The organism is Candidatus Protofrankia californiensis (genome assembly GCF_900634765.1).
Taxonomy (GTDB): Bacteria; Actinomycetota; Actinomycetes; order Frankiales; family Frankiaceae; genus Protofrankia; species Protofrankia californiensis.
Genome location: NZ_CAAAFT010000354.1, coordinates 1 through 20,706 on the forward strand (window position 1 = coordinate 1; position 20,706 = coordinate 20,706).

The window sequence follows — 20,706 nt, forward strand, 5'->3', positions numbered from 1 at the left end:
GTGGGTGGGTGGGGCGGCATACCCGGCAGCCCACGGGTCGGCCGGGTACCGGTGAGGGTCGACCTGTGGGCCGACCCTCACCGGTACCGACTAGCCCCTGTCACCTCTGCCGGCTGGCCCTCGCCCCGCCGACTGTTACCGGCCGGCTCCCGCTCTACCGGCGCTCAGCCGGCCACCAGGGTGGCGGTGGAGACGATGTTGCCCCGTGTCGCCCTGGAGTACGGGCAGAGGGCGTGGGCCTGCTCGACGAGCCTGGCGGCCACGTCCCGGTCGACCTGTTCGATCTCGACCTCGATCGCGGCGGCAAGGGCGAACCCGTCGTCATCCGGGCCGATCTCGATCCGTACAGTGACCGCCGACCCGGAAACATCGACTTTCTCCCGCCGGGCGACGGCTTTGAGCGCGCTGTGGAAACATGCGGCATAACCGGTGGCGAACAACTGCTCCGGGTTGGTGCCCGGACCGTCGTCGCCCCCGAGCCCCTTGGGCAGGGACAGGGTCAGGTCCACCCGCCCATCGCTGGACGTCACCCGCCCCTCACGCCCACCCCATGCGGTGGCCTCGGCCGTATACAGAGCCGTCATCGCGATCTCCTCAAGTGTGGATCCGATGGCCCGCAACCGTCGACGTGCACGACACGGGCCATCCGGGTGGAACACCGGCCGGCACTTTTTTCGTCCGCATGGCTCACTCACCGCACCGTCCGCTCTGATCGTGGCGTGGCGCTCGCGACTGCCAGATGACGACAAGAAGCTTCTGTATGACTACTTTTAGTAAAAATTCAGTGAACATTGGTTACAAACAGTCACTATTATGTAGTCATCTTGACACCCCTTGTATGCACCGACAGCTAGTAGTGTCACAATGCAACCTCGCCAGCACTTCTGGTGACATCGCTAACAGCGGCAATGTGATCTTCTGGACGAAGGAGCCGACCTGCAGCCAGGAGATCATGCACTGTCCGCCCGCAACCGGATCTCTCCGAGGGGGACCATCATGGTGTTACTGAACGCAGCCGACATCGCAGCGGACGGCCCGGTAGGCATCGGGGAACGCGGTGGCGTCAGGGCGCCTGATCTGCCGGCCGATCTGCCACCCGGGGTGCGCGACAACGGCACCGGCAGACCTCCGGCCGGCGACGGCCGCATCGGCCGGCAGGTGCGCGTCCCCAAGACCGCCGAGCTGGTCGCCGCGCGCCTGCGACGCCAGATCGTGCGTGGCGAGCTGGTCGAGGGAGACGCCCTCCCCCCGGAAGCCGTCCTGATGGAACAGTTCGGTGTCTCGCGCCCGACGCTGCGGGAGGCGTTCCGCGTCCTGGAGTCCGAAGCACTGATCAGCGTCCGGCGCGGGGCTCACGGAGGAGCCCGGGTCCACACGCCCAACGGTGACGTCGCTGCCCGCTACGCCGCGCTCGTCCTGGAATACCGTGGCGCCACCCTCGCCGACGTCCACCAGGCCAGGGCGCTCCTCGAACCGTCCTGCGTCCGCCAGCTCGCGCAACGCCGCACGGACGAGGACCTTGCCAGGCTGCGGGTGGCGCTTTCCTCCATCGAGGCCGCCACAGCAGGTGCGGGTCGGCCGGCAGGCGTCCGGGAGGCCCGAGTTCCTGGAGCATCGCGGGCCGCGGTGGCGGGCTTCCACAGCCTCCTGGTGGAACTCGCCGGCAACCAGACCCTGGTCGTACTTGCCGGGATGCTGCGCCACATCATCGGCATGGCGCACGAGGGCGGACTGACCGCCGACACCGATCTGACGCAGACGGGGATACCAGAGGCCGGGGACGACATTCATGGCCCCTACCGGCGGCTGGTCGCGCTGATCGAGGCCGGCGCGGCGGACGAGGCCGAGGGGCTGTGGCGGCGTCATCTCCTGGCGACGATCCCCTCCCCCGGGCGCGACCCGGCCACCGCCTTCGCCCTGCAGGCCCAGGTCCCCGGGTCACCGGAGGACCGATGGCAGCACGATCACGCTTCTCCCGCACTGCCCGCGGCCGAAATCCCCGGATCATCGCTGCTGGGGGAAGTGCCGCCGCCGGATAGGTAAAGTCGATCAGGTGACGCGCGCGGAGACCGACTCCCTGGTCGAGGTCCTCGACCTCGACCGCATCGAAACCAACATCTTCCGCGGTTGGTCGTGGCACACGGCGCCAACCCGGGTGTTCGGGGGCCACGTCGCGGCGCAGGCGCTCATCGCCGCCGGCCGAACCGTCGCCCCTGATCGTCCGGTTCACTCACTGCACGCCTACTTCCTGCTGCCGGGTGATCCCGCGGCACCGATCATCTACGACGTGGACCTGATCCGCGACGGGCGATCGTTCACGACCCGGCGCGTGGTCGCCATCCAACACGGCCGGGCGATCTTCAACCTGTCCGCGTCCTTCCAGCGCGCCACCGACGGCTTGGAGCATCAGTCACCCATGCCGCCGTCACCGCCACCCGACGGGCCGTCCGGTGAGCTCGGCGAGCTCGGCGAGTTCGCCAAGATTCTCTCGAACGGCGAGAATCTCTCGGACGGCGAGAACATCGAGCCTTTCTTCTCCCGGTATCTCGACGTCCGACTCGTGGCGACCGAAGGGCCGGACGGTTCCATCCAGCAGCCCGTGTGGTCCTCGCACGGGGAGCCGCACAGCCCGCACCAGCGGATGTGGTTCCGTGCCCGGGGGACGCTGCCCGCCGATCCGCTCTACCACGTCTGCGCGGTCGCGTACGCGTCCGATCTGCGGCTGATCACGACGACCCTGCTCCCGCACAGGTCGACGGACGGCCGGACGATCTCGCTGGCCAGTCTCGATCACGCCATGTGGTTCCACCGTCCGTTCCGCGCGGACGACTGGCTCCTCTACATCCAGGAAAGCCCGTCGGCGTCCGGCTCCCGCGGTTTCGCCCGCGGCGAGATATACACCGCCGACGGCAAGCTCGTCGTCTCCGTCGCGCAGGAGGGCCTCATGCGCGTCGACTCCTGAGCGGATCGCATCCGGATGGGCCCCTCATGTCACCCCGGACTCTGATCGCGTGACCGTACTCCCGACCACGTGACCGCGCTCCCGACCACCTGCTGACCCGCCGCTTGCCGGACCATGGAGGCAGGGCCGCCGTAGAGGCCGGCCGACCGGACCTTCCCCCACGATCGTTACCACGATCGAAACGTGGATACCCGGCGTTCGACAACGAATGTCAACGGCATGTTGAAGTTTCAACATTTGGCGTCATCAGGGCGTCAACACCACTGGTAGCCGGCTCCTGCGGGGTCGATGCTAGCCGTCGCTGCCGGTGCGGTAGCACAGCAACCAGCGCGGTCCGAGGGTGTTTCATGATGTCAGCATTCCCGGGTGACACGTGGGACATCCGGCGTGTCGTGCTTCTCCTCGGGGCATCCGGTCGGGACATCCGGCGAAACACGAGCAAACACGAGCCCGGTGTCGCCGTCGGCATCCGGGCCGCTGGTCGTGGTGAGGTTGCCATCGCCCCGAGGAGCATCGCCGTACCTCGCCGGTCCCTGCTGTGACAGAAGGAGCAGTTGGTGCGTGACCTGATTTTCGTCGTCCTGACCATCGCAATATTCGCGGTCCTGGGACTTGTCGTGCGAGGAGTGGAGAAGCTGTGACCGCCGAGAACCTGACCGGCCTGGTTCTGGCGATCATCCTGACAATCTTCCTCGTGATCGCCCTGCTTTTTCCGGAGAAGTTCTGACCTGCCTGGACGAAGGCGTTGTAATGGATTTTCCCGCGCTGCTGGTAGATTTTTCCAACCGGGCCGAAGGCGGAGCCATTGTGAAGCTTCCTGCGCCATCGACGGCCTTAAGGGGTTACTAAATGAACACCACGACGGCGGGGATCATCTTCGCCGCCTCTCTCGCCATCGCGCTTGGCCTGACCTATCGGCCGTTTGGTGACTACATGGCCCGGGTGTACACATCCGGGCATCACCTACGCGCCGAAAAAGTGATCTATCGGCTGGTCGGTGTCAATCCGGACGCGGACCAGCGATGGAGCACCTACCTGCGCAGCGTGCTCGCCTTCTCCCTCGTCTCGGTAGTGTTCCTGTATGCCTTCCTGCGCCTGCAGGGCCATCTGCTGCTCAACCTCGGCTTCGCCGGGATGGAGCAGGGACAGGCGTTCAACACGGCCGCGAGCTTCGTCACGAACACCAACTGGCAGTCGTACTCCGGCGAGTCGACGCTCGGCTACCTCGTGCAGATGTCGGGTCTCGCGGTGCAGAACTTCACCAGTGCCGCGGTCGGTATCGCGGTGGCGATCGCCCTGGTCCGCGGGTTCTCCCGCAACCGCACCGACCAGCTCGGCAATTTCTGGGTGGACCTGGTCCGCACCGTTGTCCGCATACTGCTGCCGATCTCCGTGATCGGTGCGATCATACTGATCGCGGGCGGCGTCGTGCAGAACTTCCACCATGTCCAGACGGTGGCGACCGTTGCCGGCGGCGAGCAGACCGTGACCGGCGGCCCGGTGGCGAGCCAGGAGATCATCAAGGAGTTCGGCACCAACGGCGGCGGTTTCTACAATGCCAACTCCGCCCACCCGTTCGAGAACCCGGCGACCTGGACCAACTGGCTGGAGATCTACCTGCTGCTGGCCATCGCCTTCTCGCTGCCGAGAACCTTCGGGAAGATGGTCGGCGACACCCGCCAGGGCCTCGCGATCGTCTCCGTCATGGTCGTGCTCGCGTTGACCAGCATGTTCCTGGTACACGGCTTTCAGATGGCGCATCACGGCACGGTTCCAGCATCCGTCGGCGCCGCGACCGAGGGCACCGAGACCCGCTTCGGCGTGCCGAACTCGGCCACCTTCGCGGCTGCGACGACGCTGACGTCCACGGGTGCGGTGAACTCCTTCCACGACTCCTACACGAGCCTCGGCGGCGCGGTTCTGCTGCTGAACATGATGCTCGGGGAGATCGCTCCGGGCGGCACCGGGTCGGGACTGTACGGCATGTTGATCATCGCCGTGCTCGCGGTGTTCGTCGGTGGCCTGATGATCGGGCGGACACCCGAATACCTCGGCAAGAAGATCGCCGCGCGGGAGGTGAAGTTCGCCGCGCTCTACATCCTCACCACGCCGACGCTGGTCCTCGGCGTCACGGCATTGGCCATGGCCCTGCCGGGTGAGCGGGCGAACATGTTGAACTCCGGCGCGCACGGCCTGTCCGAGGTGCTGTACGCGGCTACGTCGGCAGCAAACAACAACGGCTCGGCGTTCGCGGGTATCACCGTGAACACGAACTGGTGGAACACGGCACTGGGCATCTCCATGCTGCTCGCCCGATTCCTACCGATCGTGTTCGTCCTGGGCCTGGCCGGCAGCCTCGCCCAGCAGAAGCCGGTTCCTCCGTCAACCGGGACGCTGCCCACCCACCGGCCGTTGTTCGTCGGCCTCGTCGCCGGTGTCGCGCTCATCGTCGTCGCGCTGACCTACTTCCCGGCCATTGCGCTCGGACCGTTCGCGGAAGGCCTTCACTAAATGTCCACGGTTACTGTGAATGAAAACCCCGCCGGGTCGCTGCGGGATCCCGGCTCCTCCCGGCCGCCACGGCGGGTACAGGGTGGGTTGCTCGATCCGAAGATGCTCGTTCGTTCCACCCCGGACGCGTTCCGGAAGCTGAACCCGACCACGCTGTGGCGTAACCCGGTCATGTTCATCGTCGAGATCGGTGCCGTGTTCACCACCGCGCTCGCGATCCGGGACGCCACCGCGTTCGCATGGCTGATCGTCGTCTGGCTGTGGCTGACCGTGGTATTCGCGAACCTCGCCGAGGCGGTCGCCGAAGGACGTGGAAAAGCACAGGCCGACGCACTGCGCAAGGCCAAGACCGACACCGTCGCCCGCCGGCTCGCCGGCTGGGAACCCGGTCAGGTCATCGACGCGGCGCGCATCGAACGGGTCCCCGCCCCGAGCCTGCTCAAGGGCGACCGCGTGGTGGTGGAGGCAGGCGAGTTCATCCCCGGCGACGGCGACGTCATCGAGGGCATCGCGAGCGTCGACGAGTCCGCCATCACCGGCGAGTCGGCCCCGGTGATCAGGGAGTCCGGTGGAGACCGGTCCGCGGTGACCGGTGGCACCCGGGTGCTGTCCGACCAGATCATCGTCGAGATCACGCAGAAGCCCGGGGAAAGCTTCATCGACCGGATGATTGCACTGGTGGAAGGCGCGAACCGGCAGAAGACCCCGAACGAGGTCGCACTGAACATCCTGCTGGCCTCACTGACCATCATCTTCCTGCTCGCGGTCGCGACCCTCCAACCACTGGCGATCTTCTCGAAGGCCCAGCAGCCCGGCGTCCCCGACAGCGCCGCCCTGAACGCGAACGGCGTCACCGGGATCGTGCTGGTGTCGCTGGTGGTGTGCCTGATCCCCACGACGATCGGCGCGTTGCTGTCGGCGATCGGAATCGCCGGCATGGACCGACTGGTGCAGCGCAACGTGCTCGCGATGAGTGGCCGCGCGGTCGAGGCGGCGGGAGACGTCAACACGCTGCTCCTCGACAAGACCGGAACCATCACCCTTGGTAACCGCGAGGCGCGTGCGTTCATCCCGGTCGGGGATGTGGACGAGCACGAACTCGCCGATGCCGCACAGCTGTCCTCGCTTGCGGACGAGACACCGGAAGGACGCTCGATCGTGGTCTTCGCCAAGACCACGTACGGCCTGCGTGAACGGACCGCGGGCGAACTGTCCACCGCGACGTTCGTCGCGTTCACCGCGCAGACCCGGATGTCCGGTGTCGACCTGGCCGCGCCCGGGCCCCAGGACGGCGGCGGGCGGCAGATCCGCAAGGGAGCGGCCACCGCGGTGTTGGCGTGGGTCCGCGAGAACGGCGGGACCGCACCCAACGACACCGGCCAGGTGGTGGACGGCATCTCCGCCTCCGGTGGGACGCCGCTGGTCGTCGCGGAGGTGACCGGCACCTCCGCGGACGAGAGTGCCGGGCGGACCGCCCGCGTCCTCGGGGTGATCCAGCTCAAGGACATCGTGAAGTCGGGCATGCGGGAGCGCTTCGACGAGATGCGCAGCATGGGCATCCGCACCGTCATGATCACCGGCGACAACCCGCTGACCGCCCGGGCCATCGCCGACGAGGCAGGGGTGGACGACTTCCTCGCCGAAGCGACTCCGCAGGACAAGCTCGCCCTGATCAAGCGGGAGCAGGATGGCGGCAAGCTCGTCGCGATGACCGGGGACGGCACCAACGACGCCCCCGCGCTCGCCCAGGCCGACGTCGGCGTGGCCATGAACACGGGCACCTCCGCGGCCAAGGAAGCCGGGAACATGGTCGATCTCGACAGCAACCCGACGAAGCTCATCGAGATCGTCGAGATCGGCAAGCAGTTGCTCATCACGCGTGGAGCCCTGACGACGTTCTCGATCGCCAACGACGTCGCCAAGTACTTCGCGATCATTCCGGCGATGTTCGCGGCGGTGTACCCGGGGCTGGACAAGCTCAACATCATGCGGTTGCACAGCCCGGAGTCCGCGATTCTGTCCGCGGTCATCTTCAACGCACTGATCATCCTCGCGTTGATCCCGCTTGCCCTGCGCGGTGTGCGCTACACGCCGAGCAACGCTGCGGCGATGCTGCGTCGCAACCTCTACATCTACGGACTGGGCGGCCTGATCATCCCGTTCATCGGGATCAAGCTGGTCGACCTGGTCATCCAGTTCATCCCCGGAGTTCGGTGATCATCATGGCCTCCTCGCGTCTGCCTGGCTTCGTCCGGCACCTCCTCGCCGCCCTGCGCGTTCTGCTGGTACTCACGGTGATCACCGGCATCGCCTATCCACTCACGATCACCGCGGTCGCCCAGCTGCCCGGCCTCAAGCACAGGGCGGACGGCTCCCTGGTCAAGGCAGCCAATGGACAGGTTGTCGGCTCGGCACTGATCGGCCAGCTGTTCACCGACTCCGACGGCAACCCGATCCCGAAGTACTTCCAGTCCCGTCCGTCGGCGGCCGGCGACGGCTACGACCCCACCGCGACATCCGCGTCCAATCTCGGTCCGGAGGATGTCGTCGACGCCTTCGACGACCCCGCCACCACTGACGACGACGAGAGCAAGCAGAGCCTGCTCACCCAGGTCTGCGGCCGCAGCAAGGCCGTTGGGGAGCTCGAAGGTGTCAACGGACAGCGTCCGTACTGCACCTCGGGCGGTGTCGGCGCCGTCCTGTCGGTGTTCTACCGTGACCCGGGCTACGCCGGGCCGGTCACCCGGGTCGTCAGCGTGAACGAGGAATGCCCGGCGGAGCCGTTCGTCGCCACCTACGAAGGTGTGAAGGTCGAGTGCGCGACGCTGGGCGGCGACTACGCGGCGGGCAGGCGCGTCATCGTCCCCGGGCCGGGCAAGAGCGAGGACAACCCGGTGCCCCCGGACGCGGTCACCGCCTCCGGCAGCGGCCTGGACCCGGACATCTCCCCGGCCTACGCCAACCTGCAGGTGAGCAGGGTCGCAAGGGCCCGCGGGCTCGACCCGGCAGTGGTCCACAAGCTGGTCGAGGACCGGGTGGACAACCGTGCGCTCGGCTTCCTCGGCGAACCCACGGTCAACGTCCTCGAGCTCAACCTCGCCCTGGACAAACTGCGTACGAGCTGACGCCGCCCGGCCGAAGCGACTCCGGTCAGGGCAACACCGTAGTCAGGCAACACCGTAGTCAGGGCAACACAGCCGCCGGGTGGTGCGCGGTACTCGTCTTCAGTCCCGCCACGCGCCACCCGGCAACCCTGGCCGAAGGCCGCGCGATCATAGGTCTCTCCGCGCGGCCGGAGGCCCGAGGCTCTCTCGTCACGAAGGCCATTCCCTCACCACCTCCCTCATCACCGTCCACGTGCGGGAAGTACACATGAATGATTTTCGACATACCAGGACGTATTATAACGAATACGATCGTAACGGGTATTGTCGCACCAGGGAACACCGCGCGATCCAGCCTTGTGCGATCCAGCCTCGCGCAACACGACCTTGCACCAGGCCGTGCCGTAACAACCAGCGCCGTAACAACCAACGTGGTTTCGAGAGCCCCGCCGGCCCGCGGAGGCGGCCATGAGCGCGTGGCTGCAGGCCGCGGCCGTCCTTGCGGTGCTCGCCGCCGTCCACGTGCCGCTCGGCAACTACCTGGCCCGCGTCTTCACCTCGCCACGACACCTGCGCGCCGAGTCCGCGCTCTACCGCGTGATGCGGGTCGACCCGGACGCAGACCAGCGGTGGACGACCTACGCTGGCTGCGTCCTGGCCTTCTCGGCCGTGTCGATCCTGTTCCTCTACGCCCTGCTACGCCTGCAGGCACATCTGCCCCTGGCGCTCGAGCGACCCGCGATGCCGGCGGCACAGGCGTTCAACACCGCCGTGTCCTTTGTCAGCAACACCTCCTGGCAGTCCTACGCGGGTGAGAGCACGCTCGGCCATCTGGCGCAGATGCTCGGCATCGCCGTGCACTCGTTCCTGTCCGGCGCGGTCGGCCTCGCCGTGGCCCTCACCCTCGTTCGTGGGCTGGTCCGTACCCGCACGGACAGGGTCGGCAACTTCTGGTCCGACCTGGTACGAACCACCGTGCGGGTACTGCTGCCGCTGTGTGCGGTCTTCGCGCTCGTGCTGCTGGCCGGTGGCGTCATCCAGAACCTCCACGACTTTCGTGTCGTGGGCACGGCCGCGGGCGGCATCCAGCCCATTCCGGGCGGTCCGGTGGCCTCTCAGGAGGCGGTCAAACTGATGAGCGGGGACGGCGGCGGCTTCTTCAATGCCAACTCGGCACATCCGTTCGAGAACCCGAACGCGGTCACGAACGTCGTCGAGATCGTGCTCATGCTGCTCATCCCGTCGGCGGTCCCGCGGATGTACGGACGGATGGCCCGCGACACCCGCCAGGGCTGGCTACTGCTCGGCGTGATGGCCGTGCTGTTCACCGCCGCCCTCGGCGTGCTGTCCGTCAGCGAGGCCGCGCACCCCGGCACGGTCCCCCAGGCCATCGGCACCAGTATGGAAGGCAAGGAGGCCCGGTTCGGGCCCGCGGGCACGGCCCTGTTCGCGAACGGCTCCACCGCGTCCGCGGACGGAGCCGTGGACGGCAGCCATGACTCCCTCACCGTCTACGGCGGCGGCATGGCGCTGGTGAACATACTGCTGGGGGAAGTAAGCCCCGGCGGGGTCGGCTCCGGTCTGTACGGCATCCTCTCCCTTGCCCTGGTCGCGGTGTTCCTCGGCGGTCTGATGATCGGACGGACACCCGAGTACCTCGGCAAGCGGATCGGCGCCGCGCAGATCCGGCTGGTCGCGCTGATTACCCTGGCCACGCCGCTCACCGTCCTCGTGGGGACCGGGCTCGCGCTCGGGCTGAAGACACCACCGACGTCGTTTCTCAACAGCGGGGCCCACGGGTTGTCCGAAGGGTTCTACGCGTTCGCCTCGGCCGCGAACACCAACGGCAGCGCGTTCGCGGGGCTGAACGCGAACACCGACTTCTACAACATCGGGCTTGCCCTGGCGATGCTCGTCGGCCGCTACCTGACGATCGTACTCGTCATCGCCCTCGCCGGATCGCTGGCCGGACAGCGGGCGGTGCCCACGATCCGAGGCACGCTGGCCACCCATACCCCGACGTTCGCGGTGCTCGTCATCGGTGTCGCGATCCTCGTCGGGGCACTGACCTACCTGCCCACGCTCGCGCTCGGACCACTCGCTGACGGACTCGCGCGGTGAGGAGGTTGCCCGGTGAGAAACCGCGAACGGTAGTAGGAAGTCGCAAACGGTGAGGAGGCGCGGACGATGAGCCGGGGACGGCTGCGGGTGTATCTGGGGGCGGCCCCCGGGGTCGGGAAGACCTACGCGATGCTGGACGAGGCCCATCGCCGGGCCGCGCGGGGAACCGACGTGGTGGTGGGCGTCGTGGAGACCCATGGCCGGGTACACACCGCGGAACTGCTGGAAGGGCTGGAGATCGTCCCAACTCGCGCGGTGTCCTACCGGGACCGGACGTTCCCGGAGATAGACCTCGGCGCCTTGCTCGCCCGACACCCCCAGGTCGCGCTCGTTGACGAGCTCGCCCACACCAACATTCCCGGCAGCCGTCACGACAAGCGCTGGCAGGACGTCGAGACGCTGCTCGACGCCGGCATCGACGTCCTGGCCACCGTCAACATCCAGCATCTGGATTCGCTGAACGACGTGGTCGAGGCGGTCACCGGCGTCCCTGCGCGGGAAACCGTTCCCGACGAGGTCGTGCGCCGCGCCGACCAGGTCGAGCTCGTCGACATGGCCCCGGAGGCACTACGCCGCCGAATGGCGCACGGCAACGTGTACCCACCGGACCGGATCGACGCGGCGCTCGGCAACTACTTCCGGATCGGCAACCTCACCGCGCTACGCGAACTGGCACTGCTGTGGATGGCCGGCAAGGTCGACGAGCAGCTCGACGCCTACCGGGCCGAACACGGCATCTCGCGCCGGTGGGAGACCCGCGAACGGGTCGTCGTCGCGCTCACCGGCGGGCCGGAGGGGGAGACGCTGATCCGGCGCGGTGCCCGCATCGCCGCCCGGGCATCCGGCGGCGAGCTGCTCGCTGTCCACGTCACCCGCAGCGACGGTCTTATCAGCGCATCCGCGGCGGCGCTGCAACAGCAACGTGAGCTGGTCGAAAGCCTCGGCGGCAGCTACCACCACGTCATCGGGCAGCACATCCCACATACGCTGCTGGAGTTCGCCCGTGGGGAGAACGCCAGCCAGCTCGTGCTGGGGGCGAGCCGGCGCACGTGGCTCGGCACCATCCTCGGCGGCCGAGGCGTCACCGCCGAGGTGACCCGTGCATCCGGACAGATCGACGTCCACATCGTCCCGCACGATCAAGCGGGTAAAGGTTACTACCGGTTGCCCGAACTCGCCGGCGGCCTCACCCCCCGGCGTCGGATTGCCGGGGCGATCCTCGCCGCCGTGGCCCTGCCAGCCCTCACCATCGGGCTCTCGCGGCTGCGGGGCGACCTTGACCTTGCCAGCTGCCTGCTGCTCTACCTCACGGTGGTCGTCGGCATCGCCGTCGTCGGCGGTCTCTACCCGGCCGTGTTCGCTGCGATCTCGGCAAGCCTGCTCGCCGACTGGTTCTTCACCGAACCGTTGCACACGCTGTACATGAGCAACCCTGCGAACGTCCTCGCCATCATCGTGTTCGTCCTGGTCGCCGCCACCGTCAGTGTGATCGTGGACATCGCCGCGCGCCGCACCCGGGAGGCCGCCCGCGCCAAGGCCGAGGCCCACACCCTGGCCACCCTGTCCGGTAGCCTCGTCGCCGGCCAGGATGCGCTGTCCGCTGTGCTCGATCGGATCAGTGAGACATTCGGGATGCTCTCCGTCACCCTCCTCGAACGCCGCACCATGGGCGTCACCCGGGCTACCGACACCTGGACGGTCGTCGGTGTCAGCGGCCCTGACCCGTGCCTGCTGCCGGAGGATGCCGACACCGCGGTTCCCATCCGCCCCGACCTTCACCTGGCCCTGCGAGGGCGGGTTCTGCCCGGCGCGGACCGTGGCGTGCTCACTGCGTTCGCAGCCCAGGCCGCGGTCGCGCTTGATCGCCATCGGCTGGCCGTCCAGGCCGCGCAAGCCGCCGAACTGGCCGAGGCCGACCGCGCCCGTACGGCTCTGCTGAGCGCCGTCAGCCACGAGCTGCGCAGTCCGCTGGCGTCGGCGAAGACCGCCGTCTCCAGCCTGCGCGCCTCCGACGTCTTCTGGACCCGACACGACCAGACCGAGCTGCTGGCCACCGCCGACGAAAGCCTCGACCGACTGACCCGCCTGGTCGAGAACCTCCTCGACATGAGCCGCCTGCAGGCCGGCGCACTGCACGTGTCGACGCAGCCCGTCGCTCTGGGCGAACTCGTCCCGCTCGCCCTGGACCAGCTCGGCCCGGCCGGGCACAGCGTCGACATCCGGATATCCCAGACGCTCCCCGAGGTCAGCGCCGACCCGCACCTACTCGAACGGATCATCGCCAACCTGGCGGCCAACGCCATCCGCCACGCCCCCGCCGACCAGCCACCCGTCATCACCGCCAGCGCGCTGGGCAACCGGGTCGAACTGCGTGTGATCGACCGCGGTCCCGGTATCCCCGAAACGGACCACGAACGCGTCTTCGCCCCGTTCCAGCGTCTCGGGGACCGTGACAACACCACCGGAGTCGGCCTCGGCCTCGCCCTGTCCCGCGGCCTCAGCGAAGCCATGGAAGGGAAACTCGCCCCTGAGGAAACCCCCGGCGGAGGCGTCACCATGGTCCTGTCGCTGCCCGCCGCACCCACCGACGCGGGCGTTGCGGAGGTCGAAGCGTGACCCGCATCCTGATCGTCGACGACGAACTGCAGATCCTGCGGGCACTGCGGATCACCCTGCACGCCCGGGGATATGACGTCATCACCGCGTCCACGGGACGCCAGGCACTCGCCGCGGCCGCCACCGAACAACCCAACATCATCCTGCTCGACCTCGGCCTGCCCGACATCGATGGAACCGACGTCATCCACGCCCTGCGCGACTGGACCGCCATACCGATCATCGTGCTGTCCGGCCGCGCCGGCAGTAACGACAAGGTCGGCGCGCTCGACGCAGGCGCCGACGACTACGTCACCAAGCCCTTCCGCGTCGACGAACTCCTCGCCCGGCTCCGGGCGGTCGCCCGACGCACCCCGGCCACGACCGACCCGCCCACCGCAACGATCGGCGACTACACGATCGATCTCGCTGCCCGGCGGATCATCCGTAACCCCGCCATCCCCGCGGACACTGCCAGCCCCTCGGACACCGCCGGCTCCGCCCCCGTCCGGCTCACTCCCACCGAATGGCACCTGCTCGACGTCCTGCTCCGCAACCCGGAAAAGCTGCTCACCTACCGTCAGCTTCTCCCCCGGACCGGCGGTCCCTCGCCCAAGGAGCAAAGCCACTACCTACGCGAGTACATGGGACGGTTGCGCCGCAAACTCGAGCCGAACCCAGCGCACCCCCGCCACTTCATCACCGAACCCGGCATGGGTTACCGCTACCAGCCCTGACCAGCTCAGCCATGGGGCCCGTCCTGCCACAACCAAGCGCCCGAGAAATCGGCTGGAAATAAGAAAGCCTGCCACGTGGAGCCGAGTGGTCAGCCGTTCTGTACATCCATGTACGTCTGCGTACACTATCGTCATGACTTCGATGACCGTCAGCGAGGCACGGGCCAACCTCCCCGAGCTACTCACCCGCGTGGACAACGGCGAGGAGATCACAATCACCCGGCACGGCCGCCCAGCAGCCGTGCTCATCCGCCCCGATGCGCTGCGTGCCCGTCGGGCGCACGCCGCGCTGGCCGACGCCGAACGCATCCACGAACTGCTCCAGACCGCGCGAGCCACGCCGCTACCGACATCGGGTGGCTTGAGCGTGACCCGCGCCGAGGAACTGATCCGCGAAATCAGAACCGGCCGTGAGAACCGATAGTGGATGCCTTCGACGCCGACGTACTCATCTACGCGGCCACCACGGACCACCCACTCGGCCGTCGGGTGGCCGCACTGTTCCCGGTCGCGCCCCCGAACGACGCCGACCCCCCGGTCGGTGTCGGCTCACTCCTGCTGCTGCCGGAGGTGCTCGCCAAGCCGCTGCGTGACAGCGACGCCGACGAGGTCCGGATGCTGGCGGGTCTACTGGCGCGCCTCGAGCTGCTCCCCCTCGATCGGGCAACCGCCGAACTCGCCGTCGCGCTGTCCAGTCGGTACCGACTGCGGGCGACTGACGCCAGCCACCTGGCCACCGCGGTCGCGGTGGGCGCGGACCGGTTCATCACCAACAACCAACGCGACTTCCCAGCGACGATCAGCGAGATCCGCGTCATTTACCCCGCAGACCTCCCCGACGCCATCTAAACCGCCGGTCACCCACCGGCTGTTGTGACAGGACTTCAAAAAGAAGTGTAGATAATTGGCACGAACCGGACGAACCGATAGCAGCTTTTCTACCTACGCCTTCGATCATGACGGTGAGCTCACCGGAAAACCCAGATCGGCAGCTGCAGCGGTCAGCTCCCGATCGTAGGTGACGAAGTCGGTCAGTTCGCTCCGGAACGGATCCGCGCTGGCCAGGTGGATGGCGTCAAGCGAGCCCAACCTCGGAACACGGTAGGCAATGGCGCGGGCGAGCACGGTGCTGGTGACATCCACGAGATACACGCCCCGCAGGGCCTGGCCCGTGAAGTAGGGCACCCGCTGGTGGTCGGCACCCGCGCGCAACAAGGTACGAGTGATCTCCAGCTGGGTCAGTCCACTGGTGACCAACTCGGTCCCCTCCGCAAGCAGCGCACGCCAAGCCCTCAGCGCCTCGGTCTCCTTCTCCTGCTTGATGAACTTCAGCAGGGCGCAGGCGTCGAAATAGATCAACGACTGCGCTCCCGGTCCCGGTCCGCAACGAGGACCTCGGCCAGGCTCTCGACGTCAGGCGCCAGATCGGGGATCACATCCGGAATGCCCCGTTCGGCGGGGGCTCTGGCGTCTCCGGTGGCGACCATCTGCTGGAGAGTGCCCGGCTGATCAGCCTCAGGCACCATACGCAGTACCGGCTTGCCACGATCCGTGACAACGATCGAGACTCCGGAGCGCACCCGGGCTACCGCCTTGGAAGGGTTCTGATTGAGTTCTCGTAGACCGATGGTTTCCACGCATCGAATGTACCTACATCATGTAGATACATCAAGGACATCGGGCACCTCCACCATGCCCAGGCTCGACAAGTTCGGCCACGGAGGCCGGCTGCGGACGAGGCCGGGAGGAAGCCACCGGGACCATACTGTTGTGTTGCTCAGCCGTCGGCGGCCACAGCGGGGACCGGCTGCTGGACGGACCACGCGGCGGGCAGGGACAGGACCATGGTGAGCCCACCGCCGGGAGTGTCGTCGGTGACGAGGGAGCCGCCCATGGCCTCGGCCAGACCGCGGGAGAGGGCGAGCCCGAGCCCGACGCCGGTGGTGTTGTCCCGGTCGCCGAGGCGCTGGAACGGCTGGAAGACCCGGTCACGGTTCTCCGCCGGGATGCCGGGCCCGCGGTCGATGACACGCAGCTCGACCCGGTCGTCCAAAGCGCTCGCGGTGATGACGGGATGGGTTCCCTCCGGGGAGTGCCGCAGGGCGTTGGACGCGAGGTTGACCACGATCCGCTCCAGGAGCGTGGGGTCGGCGTAGATGTCGGGCAGGCCGTCCGGCACCTGGATCTCCACCGTCCGTCCGGGTGGCCCGATCTCGTCGAGGGCGTGCGGGACGACGTCGTCGAGGCCGGTCTGGCGGGGGAAGACGCTGAGCACACCGGCCTGCAGCCGGCTCATGTCCAGAAGGTTGTCGACGAGCCGGGTGAGCCGGTCCATGGATTCGTCGGCCGTGGCGAGCAACTCCGCCTGTTCGGCCGGCGTCCAGATGACGTCACGACTGCGCAGGCTGGCGATGGCGGCTTTGGCCGAGGCCAGTGGTGAGCGCAGATCGTGACTGACCGCGGCCAGCAGGGCGGTGCGGACCCGGTCGGCTTCGGCCAACGGCCCGGCTTCGGCGGCCGCTTCGGCAAGCCGACGCTGCTCAAAGGCGAGCGCGGCCTGCGCGGCGAACGCGGCGAGTATCCGACGGTCCGCGGCGGGCAGTGGGCGTCCACGTAACACCATCGCGAGGTTGTCCCCGACCGGCACGTCCACGTCGCCGTCCTCGGGCCGCGCGCACGGGTCGATACCCACGCTGTGGACGGCACGCCAGCCACGGCCACCCAACCGAGCCGGTCGGTTGCCCTCCGATGCCGCGTCTACCTCCGCGGCGCCTGCCCCTCCGGGGCCCGCCTTTGCCCTGCCTGCCTCCCCGGTGCCCTGCCCGCCTTCGTCCGTACGTTCGAGGAGGGTCGCGGCCGTCATCCCGAACGTCTCCCGGACCCGCTCGAGCAGGGCCGGAAGCGCGTCCTCACCGCGTAGGACGCTGCCGGCGAGCACCGACAGGGTGGTGGCTTCGGCGGATGCCCGCACCGCCTGGCTGTAGCGGCGAGCGGCAAGATCGACTACTCTGCTGACCATGACCCCGACGAGGACGAAAGCAACAAGAGCAAAGGCGTTATTACGCTCCGCTATCGTCCAGCGGTGCCGGGGTGCGGTGAAGAAGTAGTAGTTCAGCAGCAGGGAACTGGCGACCGCGGCGAGCAGCGCGGGCCAGAACCCGCCCACCAAGGCCGCGATCACTACCGCCAGCAGGTAGACAAGGACGTCGGTGGTCACGTTGAGCGAGCCCCGGGAGTGCGCGAGCACAACCGTCAGCAACGGCAGGAGACCGACGGCCATCGCGGTCGCGATCAGCCGGCGCCGGGGCTCGAGCCCGTGGGCGAGACGCGGCAGGCGCCGCCCGCGACCGGCTTCCTCGTGGGTGACCATGTGGACGTCGATCGACCCCGACAGTTTCGTGGTGGTGACGCCGATCCCGGGGCTGAGCATCTGGGCGAAGCGCCCCCGCCGGCTGGCTCCGAGCACCAGCTGGGTGGCGTTCTCCGCGCGGGCGAAGTCCAGCAGCGCGGTCGGGACGTTGTCACCGATGACGTGGTGGTAGGTGCCGCCGAGGCTTTCCACCAGCGTCCGCTGGTGGGAGAGTGCCTGGGGGTTCGCCCCGGTCAGTCCGTCGGAGCGGGCGACGTGCACCGCGAGCAGGTCGGAGCCCTTGCTGCGGTCGGCGATCCGGACCGCCCGACGGATCAGCGTGTCGCCCTCGGACCCACCGGTGAGAGCGACGACGACCCTTTCCCGGGTTTCCCAGGTGCCGGCTATTCCGTGTTCGGCCCGGTACCGGTCGAGCTGTTCGTCGACCTTGTCCGCGACCCACAGCAACGCGATCTCCCGCAACGCGGTGAGGTTGCCCACCCGGAAGTAGTTCGACAGCGCCGCGTCGATCTTCTCGGGAGCGTAGATGTTACCGTGCGCCATCCGCCGGCGCAGCGCCTCCGGTGCCATGTCGACCAGCTCCACCTGGTCGGCCTGGCGGACGACCTCGTCGGGCACCGTTTCCCGTTGCGACACCCCGGTAATCGTCTCGACGACGTCGTTGAGCGACTCCATGTGCTGGATGTTGACGTTGGAGATGACGTCGATACCCGCCTGAAGGAGCTCCTGGACGTCCTGCCAGCGCTTTGCGTTGCGGCTGCCGGGGACGTTGGTGTGCGCGAGCTCGTCGACAAGCGCAACCGCGGGCCTGCGTTCGAGCACGGCGTCCACGTCCATCTCGGTGAACGTCGAACCGCGGTAGGAGATCTCCCTACGCGGGACGACTTCCAGCCCCTTGAGCAGCGCGACCGTCTTGGGACGACCGTGGGTCTCGACGAAGCCGACGACCACGTCGGTACCCCGTTCCCGACGCCGGTGCGCCTCGTCAAGGGCGGCAAAGGTCTTGCCCACGCCCGGCGCCGCGCCGAGGTAGACACGCAGGGTTCCCCGACTCACGACATCTATCGTGCGCCGTCCCGACCATCGTGCGCCATCCCGCGTCGGCGGCGAGTGACGAACTTTTCCCGCTCCGACCGCGTCTGCCGCTGCGATCACCGTGATCACATCGATCGAAACCTGACGACCACCCTGATCGGAAGCCGGCCGGCACGCCGTAACAGACCACACGCCGTAACAGACCAACAGGCGAACAGCAGTCCGGGGATCCGGGCACGGAAAAATCATGATCGCGCCATCTTTATTTATTCGGACGTTTCAAATTAATCCGCTGCATGTTTCAGAGTGGGTCCGGGCGCGGTGGCATCCGCCGTATTGGCAACCGGAGGCATCCGAAGCAGTAAAGAAAGTTCAGTGAGTTGCGTTATAGATGGACTCAACGGACGAACGGGCCGTTACCGTATCGACTATGGCGCCAGCGGGACTTTCCTGGCAGACACTGCACGATGTCGGTGCGCTCGCATTAGTCGACACCGCCTCGCAGCGAGCTGCCGCGGTTGCACGACCGTGTACCCCTGAATTGGACATCACCGACATCGTGGAAGCCGAACGGCTGGTCCAGGCGTGGGCGGACACGACCACCCGCCAGGAGGCGGAGGAGGCTTTGGCCACGCGCCTGCGGGTCGACGCCGTGCGCATCCTGCAGTCGCTGAGCTGGCTGCTGGCGATGTGGGCGGTGACGCTGCACCTGCGGACCGGCGAACAGCCACACATGGTCATCCGGTCGCTGACCTACCGCGGGGTATGGCGCGGCGCGCAGGCACCCCATGCGGAGGGGGTGTGGGAATCGCTCAGCGAGCGGATCCGCGTCGGCGCATTGGCCGCGCTGACGGGAGACACCGAGACCACGAACGCGTTCCGGCTGGCGATCCAGCGGCCTCCGGGCATCGCCGAGGTCCTGCTGCACCACGCCCTGGTGGTGATGGACGATCTCGCCCGCAGCATGCACGCCATCGGTGTCGACCCGACCGACCTCGCCCGCACCCTGGCCGTGTACACCGCGGAACCCCCGGCCATCCAGCCCCCGTCCTTCCGTCCGTTGAACTGACCATGTGAACTGGCCATGTGAACTGGCCATGCGGCCCGAACCGGCCCGGTCACCACCGCCGCTCCGGCCGTCAGGCCGGCCCTCGGTCCGGTCAGTCGCCACTGTCGGTGATGACATGCCGGTGGATGTGTTCCGCTGCCGGGTCGGGCAGCGTCGGGACAGCCGTTCGGACGTGCTGCGCGAGCTCGTCGGCGGCCCGTTCGACCTCATCGGTGAATGCCTGCCCCAGCAGACCGCACGCGTCGAGGTGCCGTCGTAGCCGCACGATCGGATCGTGGGCGCGCCACCGTTGGACCTCCTCGGCCCCGCGGTAGCGACTCGGGTCGTCGGCAGTGGAATGCCCGCCGAGCCGGTAGGTGTACGCCTCGATGAACGTCGGTCCGCCGCCACTGCGGGCCCGGTCGGCGGCGGCACGGGTGACAGCGTGTACCGCAACCACGTCGTTGCCATCGACGAGGACTCCGGGCATGCCGAAACCCTCGGCCCGCCGGTGCAGCCCTACCCGGGCCTGCCGGGAAACCGGCGTGGAGATCGCCCACTGGTTGTTCTGGCAGAAGAAGACCATGGGCAGGCGGTCGACCGCGGCCCACGACATCGCCTCGCTGGTGTCGCCCTCGCTTGCGGCGCCGTCCCCGAAGTAGACGATCACTGCCTCGTCGCCGGAGAGCCGGCTCGGCCATCGCCGCTGGTCCATCTGAATCCCCCGGGCGTACCCGACCGCGTGCAACGTCTGCGTACCGAGCACCAGCGTGTACGCCCGGACCCGATGGGCACCGGGGTCCCAGCCGCCGAAGTCGGTTCCGCGGAACAGGCTGAGCAGCTGGCTGGGCGGAATACCGCGTGCAAGGGCGACGGCGTGCTCACGGTAGCTGGGAAACACCTCGTCATAGTCACGCAATGCGTGCACCGACCCGACCTGCGCGGCCTCCTGCCCGGCAGAGGTCACCCACAATCCGAGTTCGCCGGTACGCGCCAGGGCCGTCGCCTCCTCGTCGAACCGGCGGACCATGACCATCTCCCGGTAGAAGCGCCGCAGCAGCACCGGATCGGCTTCGGCACGGTACCCCCCACTGCCGGTGTTCCCCGGAGCGCCGCCCGGAAGGAGCCGCACCATGGTCCGCGGGGTCGTTCCCAGGGGCACCCCGCCGGGTCCCACAGCGCTGTCGGGTCCCCCAGTGCCGTCGGGTCCCCCAGTGCCGTCG

17 protein-coding genes are annotated in these 20,706 nt (G+C 68.0%); 12 read left to right on the top strand and 5 right to left on the bottom strand.

The window, feature by feature from the left end:
- Positions 1-164: 164 nt before the first annotated feature.
- Positions 165-584, bottom strand: a complete 420-nt coding sequence (locus DD1DGNOD_RS18305; RefSeq protein WP_131767692.1) for an organic hydroperoxide resistance protein — start codon at positions 582-584, stop codon at positions 165-167.
- 412 nt (positions 585-996) lie between these two features.
- Between DD1DGNOD_RS18305 and DD1DGNOD_RS18310 the strand changes: the two genes are divergently transcribed.
- The 11 genes from DD1DGNOD_RS18310 (at position 997) to DD1DGNOD_RS18365 (ending at position 14,879) form a co-directional block, all read left to right on the top strand.
- A complete protein-coding gene (locus DD1DGNOD_RS18310) occupies positions 997-2,043 on the top strand; it encodes a FadR/GntR family transcriptional regulator (RefSeq protein ID WP_131767693.1) in 1,047 nt (348 codons plus the stop codon).
- Positions 2,044-2,053: 10 nt separating this feature from the next.
- A complete protein-coding gene (locus tag DD1DGNOD_RS18315) occupies positions 2,054-2,962 on the top strand; it encodes an acyl-CoA thioesterase (protein ID WP_131767694.1) in 909 nt (302 codons plus the stop codon).
- Positions 2,963-3,599: 637 nt separating this feature from the next.
- Positions 3,600-3,689 carry a K(+)-transporting ATPase subunit F gene (gene kdpF, locus DD1DGNOD_RS18325; protein WP_131767696.1) on the top strand — a complete coding sequence of 30 codons (90 nt, stop codon included), beginning with the start codon at positions 3,600-3,602 and terminating at the stop codon, positions 3,687-3,689.
- Positions 3,690-3,811: 122 nt separating this feature from the next.
- On the top strand, positions 3,812-5,473 hold the full coding sequence (gene kdpA, locus DD1DGNOD_RS18330; protein WP_131767697.1) for a potassium-transporting ATPase subunit KdpA: 1,662 nt from the start codon (positions 3,812-3,814) through the stop codon (positions 5,471-5,473).
- The gene (gene kdpB, locus DD1DGNOD_RS18335; protein ID WP_131767698.1) at positions 5,474-7,690 is read left to right on the top strand and encodes a potassium-transporting ATPase subunit KdpB; all 2,217 of its coding nucleotides are present in this window, start codon (positions 5,474-5,476) and stop codon (positions 7,688-7,690) included.
- A gap of 5 nt (positions 7,691-7,695) precedes the next feature.
- Entirely contained in the window at positions 7,696-8,598 is a 903-nt protein-coding gene (locus DD1DGNOD_RS18340; RefSeq protein ID WP_131767699.1) for a potassium-transporting ATPase subunit C, read from the top strand.
- 447 nt (positions 8,599-9,045) lie between these two features.
- Positions 9,046-10,698: a potassium-transporting ATPase subunit KdpA gene (gene kdpA / locus DD1DGNOD_RS18345; protein WP_131770696.1), complete on the top strand. Its 1,653-nt coding sequence runs from the start codon at positions 9,046-9,048 to the stop codon at positions 10,696-10,698.
- 66 nt (positions 10,699-10,764) lie between these two features.
- Positions 10,765-13,314 carry an ATP-binding protein gene (locus tag DD1DGNOD_RS18350; protein ID WP_131770697.1) on the top strand — a complete coding sequence of 850 codons (2,550 nt, stop codon included), beginning with the start codon at positions 10,765-10,767 and terminating at the stop codon, positions 13,312-13,314.
- Complete coding sequence (locus DD1DGNOD_RS18355) at positions 13,311-14,030, top strand: response regulator (protein ID WP_131767700.1); 720 nt, start codon at positions 13,311-13,313, stop codon at positions 14,028-14,030. Before DD1DGNOD_RS18350 ends, DD1DGNOD_RS18355 begins: the two co-directional genes overlap by 4 nt.
- A gap of 142 nt (positions 14,031-14,172) precedes the next feature.
- Positions 14,173-14,454, top strand: coding sequence for a type II toxin-antitoxin system Phd/YefM family antitoxin (locus DD1DGNOD_RS18360; RefSeq protein ID WP_165035106.1), 282 nt, complete (start codon positions 14,173-14,175; stop codon positions 14,452-14,454).
- Positions 14,454-14,879, top strand: coding sequence for a type II toxin-antitoxin system VapC family toxin (locus DD1DGNOD_RS18365; RefSeq protein WP_165036848.1), 426 nt, complete (start codon positions 14,454-14,456; stop codon positions 14,877-14,879). Before DD1DGNOD_RS18360 ends, DD1DGNOD_RS18365 begins: the two co-directional genes overlap by 1 nt.
- A gap of 105 nt (positions 14,880-14,984) precedes the next feature.
- On the opposite strand, the gene DD1DGNOD_RS18370 is transcribed toward DD1DGNOD_RS18365, so the two are convergent.
- The 3 genes from DD1DGNOD_RS18370 to DD1DGNOD_RS18380 form a co-directional block, all read right to left on the bottom strand.
- Positions 14,985-15,389: a type II toxin-antitoxin system VapC family toxin gene (locus tag DD1DGNOD_RS18370; RefSeq protein WP_131767701.1), complete on the bottom strand. Its 405-nt coding sequence runs from the start codon at positions 15,387-15,389 to the stop codon at positions 14,985-14,987.
- Positions 15,386-15,667 (bottom strand): type II toxin-antitoxin system Phd/YefM family antitoxin, encoded by a 282-nt coding sequence (locus DD1DGNOD_RS18375; RefSeq protein ID WP_131767702.1) that lies wholly within the window; start codon positions 15,665-15,667, stop codon positions 15,386-15,388. The genes DD1DGNOD_RS18370 and DD1DGNOD_RS18375 overlap by 4 nt, the downstream gene beginning before the upstream one ends.
- 140 nt (positions 15,668-15,807) lie before the next feature.
- A complete protein-coding gene (locus DD1DGNOD_RS18380; protein ID WP_241255820.1) occupies positions 15,808-18,456 on the bottom strand; it encodes a sensor histidine kinase in 2,649 nt (882 codons plus the stop codon).
- Between the two features lie 409 nt (positions 18,457-18,865).
- Here DD1DGNOD_RS18380 and DD1DGNOD_RS18385 point away from each other — a divergent pair, with 409 nt between their 5' ends.
- A complete protein-coding gene (locus DD1DGNOD_RS18385) occupies positions 18,866-19,504 on the top strand; it encodes a hypothetical protein (RefSeq protein WP_131767703.1) in 639 nt (212 codons plus the stop codon).
- Between the two features lie 91 nt (positions 19,505-19,595).
- Here the strand turns inward: DD1DGNOD_RS18385 and DD1DGNOD_RS18390 are convergent.
- Positions 19,596-20,706: thiamine pyrophosphate-dependent enzyme (locus DD1DGNOD_RS18390; protein ID WP_346434350.1), on the bottom strand; the 1,111-nt coding region annotated here is incomplete at its 5' end.